A 9,453-nucleotide genomic window follows, 5' to 3' on the forward strand; every position below is an offset into this window, starting at 1 on the left:
CGCTTCAAATTACTCCGGAAGAATGTTTTCAAGTTCCCACAAGCTCGCTAGCTCTTCACGCTGACGTACTAAATGAGTTTTATCGCCGTCTACCATTACTTCAGCAGCTCGTGAACGAGAGTTGTAGTTTGATGACATTGCGAAGCCATAAGCACCAGCAGAACGAACAGCTAGAAGATCACCTTGCTCTAATACTAGGTCGCGGTCTTTACCAAGGAAGTCACCCGTTTCACAAATTGGGCCAACTAAATCGTAAGTCACAGCCTCACCCTGACGTGGGTTTACTGGCACGATATCTTGCCATGCTTGGTAAAGAGCGGGACGCATTAAGTCGTTCATTGCAGCATCGATGATGGCAAAGTTTTTATGCTCTGTTGGCTTGAGGAACTCAACTTTCGTTAATAATACACCAGCGTTCGCCGCAATCGCTCTTCCTGGTTCGAAAATTAGCTCTAGATCAGAATGATTATCTAAGCGCGCTAACAATGCTTTTGCATAGTCAGAAGGCTGTGGCGGTAACTCATCACGGTATACCACGCCTAAACCACCGCCTACATCAAGATGTTTGATGCTCACACCGTCGGCTTTAAGCTGATCAATAAGCGCTAGTAAGCGATCAGTCGCATCAATAAACGGTTCAATGTCGGTCAGTTGAGAACCAATGTGGCAATCAATACCGTGAATGCTCAAGTTTTCTAAGCTTTGTGCAAACTTGTAGACCGCTGGCGCGCGATCAAAAGCGATACCAAACTTGTTATCACGCAAACCTGTTGAAATATAAGGGTGAGTTTTTGCGTCAACATCTGGGTTGATACGTAACGAAATCGGCGCTTTAACGCCAAGCTCACCAGCCACTTTATTCAAACGTTCTAATTCAGGCTCAGACTCAACGTTAAAACATTTAATTTTAAGTTCTAGCGCGCGCTTCATTTCGGCTTCAGTTTTGCCCACACCAGAGAAAACTACTTTCGAAGCTTCACCGCCAGCGGCGATAACACGCTCTAGTTCACCACCTGATACAATATCAAAGCCAGAACCCAAGCGAGCAAGTGTATTAAGCACACCCAAGTTAGAGTTGGCTTTAACGGCATAACACACAAGATGAGGGTGTTTGCCTACAGAAGAATCAAACGCATTCCAGTGACGTTCTAAGGTTGCACGAGAATAAACATACAAAGGTGTACCATATTGCTCTGCTAATTGTGAAAGTGCGACGTCCTCAGCCCAAAGCTGGCCATCATCCTGATAGTTGAAGTAATCCAAAATTCTTTTCCCTTATAAATAACGATTGCTGCAGCGTATATCTATTCGCTTGCTGGTGATTGTTGTTCTTGTTGCTGTGACTCGTCTGGCATGTATAAACCACCAGTTTGACCACAGCCGGAAAGACCGATAACAGACAGCATAAACAGAGCAGTGATTAATTTTTTCATTTTGCAATTCGTGATTATTAACTCAATGCCCCCTATAATCGCACCACACTCAGGAAAAGCAATAGGATAGAAAGGATGAACGATACCGAATTTCATCAACTGGTCGACATACAGATGCAAAACATCGAAGAAGCGATTGATGATTCAGAAGCAGATGTGGATTACGAAGTAACAGGTAACGTAATGACACTGGAATTTGAAGACCGCAGTCAGATCATCATCAACCGCCAAGAACCTATGCATGAAATCTGGTTAGCTTCAAAATCTGGAGGCTTCCACTTCAAGCTTGTTGAAGGGCAGTGGATTTGTTCAAAGACAGGCGTAGAGCTGTTTTCGATGGTAAAAGAAGAGTGCGTAAAACACGCAGGTGAAGAGATCCATTGGGTATAAACACCTCGAGATCTTATCAAATAAATACAAAAAAGGAGTGAATTATCACTCCTTTTTTATTATCACTATATGTTCACAACCCTAGAGGTTTTCGAACATTGGACCGTATCATTACGATAAGGAATGACATATGAGTCACCCTCTTCTGGATGAACAATTTGATAATACTGAGGAAGATTAAAGTTAATCAACTGCGACGAAATTTGAGTATCACCTTTCACTGATGTGTAGAAGGTATTCACGCTCGCAATCATTTCGTCTTTCTCACCGCTGTATTGATGATAAACCTCGATTTGGTTTGACTCATCCAATACATAAATATTGAAGCCTTTATCCGTATCTTCAAAGAAAAACTGAATCAGACCTTCGCTAGCAAAACCATCAACCACCTCTGGCAACTGATATTCTTGCTCTTTATCGAGCATCAATAACGGCGAACCTTTCAGTTTGTTGGACGAAATACTGCGGTAAAAGTCCACCGAGTTCTCTAACTTCTGAACAGAAACACCACGACGTTCAAAGAACAAACCAAACATTTGGTTCGCTAAACGAATCGCTTTAAAACGGCGGCGTTTTTCTTGCTCAATTGGCTTCAAACGTAAATCGATACACTCTGCGAGCAACTGATACACCATGTTCCGCATAATGCCACGCAAGTTTTTGCTGTAGCAGAATACATCGACCGACTCTGGTGGAATCGCATCTTGGTGCATTTTACCCAGAACTGTTTTCAAGGCATCTAACATTGCTGTTTCACCTTGAAAGTGCAAAGTACGCACTTCGTGCCAAGAGTTTCGATAAACCAAGTCGACACTACCGACTAAACTCTTACCTTCTGCGCCAAAACTAAAAATATCTACGTTTTTCAAATCAACTTTTAGTTCACGACCGCTCAGTTCAGAAGTAGGGTCGCTTTCAAAATTGATGAACATCGCGAGCTGGCTGATTTCGCAAGGACTTGCGAGGGCTTGCATACTTGGGCGACGTTTACGCAAAGAAAAAGTATTACGTAAGTCACTCACCATCTGGTAGAACTTATCGATATCAATCTGTGCATCACGAACTACCGAGTGAAGGCGCGTCGATTCAGTAATCAGTCCATTAAAGAACGACCAAGCGACAAGCTTACTCAGATATTCGTGGTGTTCCAAAGCTGGCTGACCAAGAATACGTTGAGCAACAAGTGGTTGCTTATACAAATACCAACCAGCCTGGTTAGTACGACCTTTGCGAACTTCAATAAAACTTAAGTCCGACTCATGAAGGTCAGGTGAAATTTGCGGATTAAGTAACGTAACTTTACCTGGTAACACTTCAAAGGCTGCATACAGCTTACGCGCTAAGATACTGATATCTTGCGGGCTGATTGCAGAAGTAATGTCGTTACGGCGAGCAAACTGAATTAAATTTCGGTAGCTCAACATCAATGCATCTAATAATGCGTGATGGACAACTTTAACCTGCTCAACTTTCCAGTTACGGCGATTATCAAGCTCAACGATTGTTGCTTCATCCCATCCCCACGACTGAATCATTTCGTTTAATGCTTCACGGCGCCATGCCACTGAGCCCATTCCAGGTTCGCGAGACAATTTTTCATGAGTCTTTAGATAAAAGCAGCGACGCACTAAGTCTAATCTGGTCGTATCATTAATACGCTCAAGATAACGCGTTACCTTTTCTAGCATTAGGTAATACGTATCCATCCCATAGAGATCGGGTTCATCGGTAAAGAAACGGCGCTTAGTATCAATACTCAATAATTGAGTGTGCGGATATTCCCATGAGTACGCCTCAAGGAGAATCGCTTTCAATACTGATTTATACGGCGAATCAATACTCTTGTAGAGTTGCCATAGGTTAGACCCAAAGTATTCTTGCGCAGGAATGCTATTCAGTTTGCCAAAATCTATCCATTGCGAGCAATCAATATACTTTTTACTGCATAAGTCACTCACGTACTCTTCGTAGCACTCTTCCATTTCTGGTGGAATGATTTGCCATAGCAAACGTTGCCCAGCTAAACGGACAGCACTACGGTAGAATTCATCAAGTAACAATAGGTGCTGAGATGAACCACAGTTATCACCTGTCATTTCTTCTGAGTAATTAGAACGGAATCGCTCTTCGTCCATTAAGAAGAAGTTAGCTTCTACACCTTGAGTTTGTGCCCAGTCTGTAATCAATAAGCATTTATTGGTCAGGCTTTCGCGATCGTCTCGGCTCATCGTTGGCGAAACACACACCCAAATGTCCAAATCACTAGATGTGCTTTGACCAATAGATGAAGTACTACCCATGGTATATAAACCAAGAATAGCTGGGGTTTCAGATTCAGGTAACGATTGACCGATAGTCAGTTGAGTGTCGTCGACAAATTGCTTTTGGAATTCATTCAGCGAAAAGCTATGAATTCCAAAAGGAACTTGTTGATCGTAAAAGCCAGGAATAACAGGATGATTGAAGTGTAGTAAAGCAGGGATAAGATGAAATACACGCTGACTTTGTAAATCCATCAATGCAAGAGCACGATCAACGCGCTGCTGATTAAGATTATCCAATCGCTGAATCAAAGTCTGAACGTAAGCCTGCAAGGGTATATCCTTGGTTTGAAGGTAAATGCACTTTTGTTTAGTTACTGTCCGAAAGAAGCAACAAAACGTGATCAATCTAACACTTTTAATCTAATGGGTAAAGGAAATGCACTTACTCCGATTAGAGGTATTCATTAAAAGGTATGAATGACCGCACTCTCCTAGTTTCCTCTTTATTTGCTATTTCTAATAATAGCCCAGCTTTCAAATGAGATACCAATCACACTATTTTGGTGAACTTATGCAAATCCTCTCGCGAACAAACTAACTCATGATCAAACAGTAAGAATTTCTACCTCACAGTGGTAGGATTAGAGCATTAAAGAATTCGTACTGGAAACATCATGACAAACTCAGCACCTATCCGTATTGCTACTAGAAAAAGCCCTCTCGCCCTATGGCAAGCCTACTTCGTAAGAGATGCACTGCAAGCCGCTCACCCAGGCTTAGAAGTTGAGTTAGTGACTATGGTTACTAAGGGCGACATCATTCTAGATACACCATTAGCAAAAGTCGGTGGTAAAGGGCTATTCGTCAAAGAACTTGAAGTAGCCATGCTAGAAGGTCGTGCCGATCTTGCTGTGCATTCAATGAAGGATGTACCGGTCGATTTCCCTGAAGGTTTAGGCTTAGTAACGATTTGTGAGCGTGAAGACCCACGAGATGCATTCGTGTCGAATACTTACAACAACATCGAAGAGCTTCCACAAGGGGCGACCGTTGGTACATGTAGTTTACGCCGCCAGTGCCAATTATTAGAAGCACGCCCAGACCTTATCATTAAAGAGCTACGTGGCAACGTAGGCACTCGTTTGGGTAAACTTGATGATGGTCAGTTCGATGCGATAGTTCTTGCTGCTGCAGGTCTTAAACGTTTAGAACTTGAAGATCGTATCCGTAGCTTCATCGAACCTGAACAATCTTTGCCAGCAGTTGGTCAAGGCGCTGTCGGTATCGAATGTCGCTTGGACGACGAGCGTCTAATCAAACTATTAGAGCCATTAAACGACAAAGACACTGCGGACCGCGTATTGTGTGAACGTGCAATGAACCTCACACTTGAAGGTGGCTGCCAAGTACCAATCGGTAGCTACTCATTACTTGATGGCGACAATATTTGGTTACGAGCGTTAGTTGGTGAACCGGATGGTTCTAAAATTGTTCGCGGTGAGATCCGTGGCGCACGTGTGAATGCAGAAGAGTTAGGCGTAACATTAGCAAATCAACTTCTTGATGATGGCGCAAAAGAAATCCTAACCAAACTGTACGCTGACCACGAATAATCATGGCAGTGTTGGTAACTCGGCCTGGTAATGAAGGGCTAGCACTGTGCCAACAGCTTGCGGATGCTGGAGTTTCTTCTCTCCATCATCCGCTCATTCGCATTGTGAATAGCAACGCCACACCAGAGCTTTTCAAAACACTCGCTCAAAGCGATATCATCATCGCAGTAAGCCAGCATGCAGTAACTTCTACCCACAGCCTTCTCACACAACAAAACGTAACCTGGCCAAAACACGCTATTTACCTTGGTGTTGGTCAAAAAACCGCACACGAATTAAGCAAAGTCACTCAACAAATCGTAAACTACCCCGAAACGAGTGATAGTGAGCACCTTCTCCAATTAAATGAACTCAAAGCTATTACAGGGAAAACCATTACCATTTTACGAGGTAACGGCGGAAGAGAACTCATACGTGAGACTCTATTATCCCTAGGCGCACATGTTTTATATTGTGAAACTTATCGCCGTGAGTTTATTGAAATTCAAGATAAGCACACCTTTCTAAAATGGAAAGCACACAACATTAATCAAGTTGTGATCACCAGTCAGGGGCAATTAGAGTTCCTTACCTCTTCGACCCCAAAAGAATTTTTACCTTGGCTCCAACAACAACAATTATTTGTACCTAGCCAACGTATTGCTGCCCGAGCACTTCAACTAGGGTTTTCTCATGTTGAAAACRCGTTAAGTGCGAACAACCAAACATTACTGGCGACTCTCCGGCCATAGTTAACACAGGACATAAGCATGACAAGCAAAAACAATAATGAGCATAATGAACCTGGGAAAAAACAAGACAACCAACCTGCAGTTAAAGAAGACACTACAGAGTCAACGAAAGCTGAGCAGGTTAAAGAAATACCAGAACAAACAGAGTCAAACAAAATAGAAACAACCATTGATTCGAACAAAGCGAAAGACGACCAGATCGAGCAAGCTCAAAAACAGGGTAAGCGCGGCGTAAAACTGGGGGCGATTGCTATAGCAATTTCTATCATTTTCAGTGGTGGTATTGCCTTCCAGATGCAGCAAAAGAATGCAGAATACGCTACTCAAATAGCAAGTTTGCAAGCACAACTGCAAAGTACCCAATCAGCGGTAAATAACGACCTACAAGCAGTCAAACAGCAAACCATTCAAGAAGTATCTCAAGCAGTTGAAAAAACTCAAGTCATTCAGTCCCAACAACAAAAAAGCATTCAGAGCCTACAACTGGCAGTCGCAGACGTTAAAGGGCGACGACCGAACGACTGGCTATTGGCAGAAGCTGATTACCTTGTAAAACTCGCAGGCCGTAAATTATTCCTAGAGCATGATGCAGTTAGTGCGACAAAATTAATGGAAAGTGCCGATCAACGTATCGCAGCCCTTAATGACCCTAGCTTGGTAACTCTTCGTCAATCAATGGCTAATGATATTACTAAGCTACGCACCATTCCTCTTATTGACCAAGACGGCCTAGTTCTACGTCTAACTAGCCTTCAACAGCAAGTTGACTCATTGCCTCTCGCGAACGCGATTCTTCCTGAAGCTACGGTAGAAGAAAAGAAAGTCGTCTCTCAAGACATTAATGATTGGCAAAACAACTTAATGACTTCATTAAAAGGCTTTTCTGAAAACTTCATTACATTCAGGAGCCGTGATGGAGAAGTGGTTCCGCTTTTATCCCCAGAGCAGCATTTCTACCTACGTGAGAATATTAAAGGAAAATTAGAAACGGCTATTCGCGCAGTATATAAAGAGCAAGGAGACATTTATTCAGCTGCACTTAAAACAGCAAACGAATGGTCCACTTCTTACTTAAATCAAGACAACAATTCCGTCATCGAGTTTGAAAAAGCCATTAAACAGCTAAGTGAACAAAACATTACGGTTAACTACCCAGCTAAGCTTGAATCTCAAAACTCATTGTCTGATGTCATTCGTGAGCGTCTTCGCCGTGAAGTCACAACAATGACTCCTGCGGAGGCTAAATAATGATACGTTGGATTTTTCTATTAGCCGTTTTAGGGGCTGGTTTATTTGCAGGGACTCAGTTCGCAGGTCAGCAAGGGTACGTGCTCATCTCGATTGCCAACAAAACCGTTGAGATGAGTGTAACTACACTCGTTATTTTCATTGTTGCACTTCTAGCTGGTCTATTTGGCCTAGAGTTCTTATTAAAAAAAGCACTAAGAGCTAGCTCAACAACTTGGAACTGGTTTAGTGTTCGCAAACTTAAACGTTCACGTCGCTATACAAACGAAGGGATTGTGAAACTTCTTGAAGGTGACTGGAAAGCTGCAGAGAAGAAAGTTACTCGCTGGGCGAATCATCACGACATGCCACTACTATGTTACCTAGTCGCATCTCAGGCTGCACATGAGCAAGGTAATACAGCTCAACGTGATAAATACCTTGAATTAGCGAACCAACAAGACGATTCTCAGCTTGCAGTTGAATTAACGAAAGCCAAGCAGCAAATCAGTGAAAACAACTATAGTGATGCCTTTGATACACTGTCATCTTTAAAGGGTAGTTATCCAAGCAACACTGCGGTTTTAGGTTTACTCAAAGTGACCTATATAGAGCTAAAGCTATGGAAGCCTCTATTAGAGCTAACACCAAAGCTTATTAAGAGTAAGCTGTTAACTACTGATGAAAAACAAGAGCTTGAACAAAAAGCTCAGTGTGGATTACTACATGATGTAGCGAAGCAACAGGGCAGTGAAGGGCTAATAACCCACTGGGATAAATTACCGAAGAAGCAAAAGCAAAACTCACATCTTATCGCTTGTTTTGCTAAACAACTTATCACCCGTAAAGCTGATTCAGATGCTTACACCGTGATTAAAGAAGCAATTAAGAAGTCTCCAACACCGGAACTTTATGCTTTGCTTCCTGAAATGAATCTACCAGATCACCATCCAGTAATTGTAATGCTGCAAGCAACACTGAAAAAGGATGATAACAACGCAGAAGCACACAGCGCTCTTGCACAATTTTTCATGCGTGATAATAAATGGCCTGAAGCGCAATTTCACTTAGAAAAAGCTCTGGCAGTTAGAACCAACGTTTCTGATTACAGTTACTTATCTGATGCACTAGAAAAACAGAACCTAACTAAGGCTGCGCATGAAGTGTCTCGTAAAGCCTTAACACTAGTTAAGTCCGCTTAAATAAGCATGTAAGAATTCGTGATAATTTGACTAAACCAAAGCCAATAGCACTCGCTGTTGGCTTTTTTATTACCTGCAAGTGTCTGCCCATCATATAGCTCACTACCCTCGTAGAGCCCTATCGTAAGACTCCACAAGTAAACATTAAATACTGACTCGTAGATCCTTAATACTTCCTTCTAGAAACGTTTTTAAGCTCCAAACGACATAGGAACTAAGTAAATTCAATAGCTTGTTTGCGCCCGCCCATAAGGGGGGGCCAGAGGGAAGATACACCCCTTGGGTTGTAGGGACAGCGATTGGCATTATGAATACATAGCAAGCCTGAGACTAGCTAGGCTTCATATCTGTGTTTACGTTAGATCTGATAAGTATTCAGAAGAAAGGACATGAAGAAGTAGTAAATTTTATTTTAGGTCGTGCTAATGAGGGGTGATTATATTATCTGTGGGATAGAGTATTGATAATCCAGACGTAAAAAAGCCCAAGTCTTTCGACTTGGGCTTAGTATAAGTGGCGGAGTGGACGGGACTCGAACCCGCGACCCCCGGCGTGACAGGCCGGTATTCTAACCAACTGAACTACCACTCCGC

The 9,453-nt window shown here is 42.6% G+C and carries 7 protein-coding genes, 1 tRNA gene and 1 pseudogene; 5 read left to right on the forward strand and 4 right to left on the reverse strand.

Annotation, left to right across the window (positions count from 1 at the left end; genetic code table 11):
• Positions 1-9: 9 nt before the first annotated feature.
• Positions 10-1,263 carry a diaminopimelate decarboxylase gene (gene lysA / locus L4C33_RS05210; protein WP_428811389.1) on the reverse strand — a complete coding sequence of 418 codons (1,254 nt, stop codon included), beginning with the start codon at positions 1,261-1,263 and terminating at the stop codon, positions 10-12.
• A 41-nt stretch (positions 1,264-1,304) separates the two neighbouring features.
• On the reverse strand, positions 1,305-1,433 hold the full coding sequence (gene lptM, locus L4C33_RS05215; protein ID WP_428811390.1) for an LPS translocon maturation chaperone LptM: 129 nt from the start codon (positions 1,431-1,433) through the stop codon (positions 1,305-1,307).
• A 75-nt stretch (positions 1,434-1,508) separates the two neighbouring features.
• Here lptM and cyaY point away from each other — a divergent pair, with 75 nt between their 5' ends.
• Positions 1,509-1,823: an iron donor protein CyaY gene (gene cyaY / locus L4C33_RS05220; RefSeq protein ID WP_428811391.1), complete on the forward strand. Its 315-nt coding sequence runs from the start codon at positions 1,509-1,511 to the stop codon at positions 1,821-1,823.
• A gap of 65 nt (positions 1,824-1,888) precedes the next feature.
• On the opposite strand, the gene L4C33_RS05225 is transcribed toward cyaY, so the two are convergent.
• Complete coding sequence (locus tag L4C33_RS05225) at positions 1,889-4,417, reverse strand: class I adenylate cyclase (RefSeq protein WP_428811392.1); 2,529 nt, start codon at positions 4,415-4,417, stop codon at positions 1,889-1,891.
• 344 nt (positions 4,418-4,761) lie between these two features.
• Here L4C33_RS05225 and hemC point away from each other — a divergent pair, with 344 nt between their 5' ends.
• The 4 genes and pseudogenes from hemC (at position 4,762) to L4C33_RS05245 (ending at position 8,860) form a co-directional block, all read left to right on the forward strand.
• Complete coding sequence (gene hemC, locus L4C33_RS05230) at positions 4,762-5,700, forward strand: hydroxymethylbilane synthase (protein WP_428811393.1); 939 nt, start codon at positions 4,762-4,764, stop codon at positions 5,698-5,700.
• Between the two features lie 2 nt (positions 5,701-5,702).
• Positions 5,703-6,431, forward strand: a complete 729-nt coding sequence (locus tag L4C33_RS05235; RefSeq protein WP_428811394.1) for a uroporphyrinogen-III synthase — start codon at positions 5,703-5,705, stop codon at positions 6,429-6,431.
• 192 nt (positions 6,432-6,623) lie between these two features.
• Positions 6,624-7,679 (forward strand): annotated as a pseudogene (locus L4C33_RS05240) (uroporphyrinogen-III C-methyltransferase); the annotation flags it as partial.
• Positions 7,679-8,860: a heme biosynthesis protein HemY gene (locus tag L4C33_RS05245; RefSeq protein ID WP_428811395.1), complete on the forward strand. Its 1,182-nt coding sequence runs from the start codon at positions 7,679-7,681 to the stop codon at positions 8,858-8,860. The pseudogene L4C33_RS05240 and the gene L4C33_RS05245, both read left to right, overlap by 1 nt.
• A gap of 514 nt (positions 8,861-9,374) precedes the next feature.
• On the opposite strand, the gene L4C33_RS05250 is transcribed toward L4C33_RS05245, so the two are convergent.
• Positions 9,375-9,451: transfer RNA gene (locus L4C33_RS05250), tRNA-Asp, on the reverse strand.
• Between the last annotated feature and the right edge of the window lie 2 nt (positions 9,452-9,453).

Source organism: Vibrio makurazakiensis (assembly GCF_050337375.1).
Lineage (GTDB): Bacteria > Pseudomonadota > Gammaproteobacteria > Enterobacterales > Vibrionaceae > Vibrio > Vibrio makurazakiensis.

Coding starts and splice junctions, on each gene's coding strand:
- L4C33_RS05245 (WP_428811395.1), top strand. CDS start 7,679: ATGATACGTTGGATTTTTCTATTAGCCGTTTTAGGGGCTGGTTTATTT.
- cyaY (WP_428811391.1), top strand. CDS start 1,509: ATGAACGATACCGAATTTCATCAACTGGTCGACATACAGATGCAAAAC.
- lptM (WP_428811390.1), bottom strand. CDS start 1,433: ATGAAAAAATTAATCACTGCTCTGTTTATGCTGTCTGTTATCGGTCTT.
- hemC (WP_428811393.1), top strand. CDS start 4,762: ATGACAAACTCAGCACCTATCCGTATTGCTACTAGAAAAAGCCCTCTC.